General features: G+C 41.5%; 1 protein-coding gene. It reads right to left on the bottom strand.

The features are described 5' to 3' along the window. A partial coding sequence (locus tag BLT29_RS12955) for an IS1182 family transposase (RefSeq protein WP_245701303.1) occupies positions 1 to 1702 on the bottom strand: 1702 nt, incomplete at its 3' end. Positions 1703 to 1838 lie beyond the last annotated feature (136 nt).

Below are 1838 nucleotides of genomic sequence, written 5' to 3'. Positions count from 1 at the left end.
GGGGCTGTCCCAAAAGCCCCTGAAAAACAAACTCACTGATTGACGTTTTTGACGTCTGATCAGTGAGTTTTTTGTTTTTATTGTCCAGAAGTGTCTTGGAGCGACGGTTACGGTTCCGCGCCGCTATTTTCCTTAAATTATGTGCGAGGGCGACGAGCCCAAGCTCGATGTGTACCTTTTCTTTGCCTCGGAGATGAAGTCTCCGGAAGCCGAGGTTTTGTTTGACATGACCAAATACACTCTCCACATCTGTTTTTCTTTTTTGGTAGAGTGTTCGTCCATCTTCTGTGTTCAATTTTAGATGTTGCTTCGCTTTTAGTTCCTCGTACACGGGATTATAATGAATCTGCCGATTTCCTCGCGCTTTCGTGCACGCACTTTTGAGCGGACATTCCTTACATGACTCGCACTCGTAGATCTTAAAATCCCGTGTATAGCCATATGTATCGGTTCGTTTTGCGTACCGTTGGAACATTACTTTTCGTTTGTTTGGACACCAATACACATCATTCTTTTCATCGTACGTCCAGTTATATGGATGGAACTGCTTCTTCGCAAAAGAACGTTTTTGTTCTTGACGGAACGTATTTGAAGGAATCAATGTGTCAAAGGGCTCGTCTTCCATCGCCACGTAATTAGATTCACTCCCATAACCAGCATCGGCGATGAGTGTTTCAGGGAGTGGAAGACCGCTTTCTTTCAACGCTTCGACATGCGAAAGAAGACACCTTGTATCCGTAGGATTCGGGTGTACTGTGAAAAAAAGAATAAATTGATCTTGTGTGCCAACTTGCCAGTTGTATCCCGCTTTTAATTGTCCGTTCTTCATGTGATCATCTTTCATACGCATAAATGTAGCGTCAGTATCGGTCTTGGAATAACTATTGCGTCCATCAAATAAGCGAAAAGACGTTTCATACTTTTTTAAACGTGGTAATGCATCTGTTTTCATCTTCCGATGGAGTTTTTGGAGTGGCTTGACTGCTTGTTTTTGCGCTTTCTTTTCTTTTTTGTTTGTCGTTTGTTCAAGTTGTTGTTCTTTTGTCGAGAGTTCTCTTTCTACAGACTCAACGATGCTTTGAAGTGCTGCGCTGGATATACGCTTTGTGTCTTTCTCCTCGTCTTGTTGGAGTTGAACGTGATCAAGTTCAACGTGTTTTTCAATTTCTTCAATCATCTCGTGGATCTTCACCTGAAGTTTTTCTTCATAATTTTGCACACTCTTTCTCCAGACAAACGTGTATTTATTGGCATTCGCTTCGATTTTCGTTCCATCCAGAAAGTAAGTCGATCCATCTACATAACCTTCGGTGATGAGTAGCTGTGTGAGTTTCGAAAACAACGTATGAATAAGTGGTTTCAATCTTTCAGAACGAAACCGGTTGATTGTTCGGTAATCCGGAGTCTGCATAGCAGCTAGCCACATCATTGGAAGCTGTTCTGTCAGTGATTTTGCGATGTCACGGCAGGAGAACCATTTTTGCGTGTAACCATATAAAACAATTTTTGTCATCATTTTTGGGTGGTACGCCGGGCGTCCCCCTCCGCGATACACTTCATAAAATAGTTGATCATCCAGTTGGTTGACCATATCGTTTATCACACGGGCAATATGATTTTCTGGGATAAGATCTGAGAAATCCATAGGAAGATTCAATTGATTTATGTTATACTCTAAGAAAGTAGCCTTTTGGTTGCTCAAAGAAATCGCCTCTTTTCTAATGGTTTTAGGGATAACTCCATTTTAACAGAGTGGGCGATTTTTTTGTGTTTTTTTGTTTGAAAAACAGAAAAAGCTGTCCTAAAGGTCATTTTTTACGACCTTTTGGGACAGCCCC

This window comes from Shouchella lonarensis (assembly GCF_900096965.1).
GTDB lineage: Bacteria > Bacillota > Bacilli > Bacillales > Bacillaceae_D > Shouchella > Shouchella lonarensis.
The sequence above is the reverse complement of the archived record's forward strand: the minus strand, read 5'-3'. Positions and strand labels throughout refer to the sequence as shown.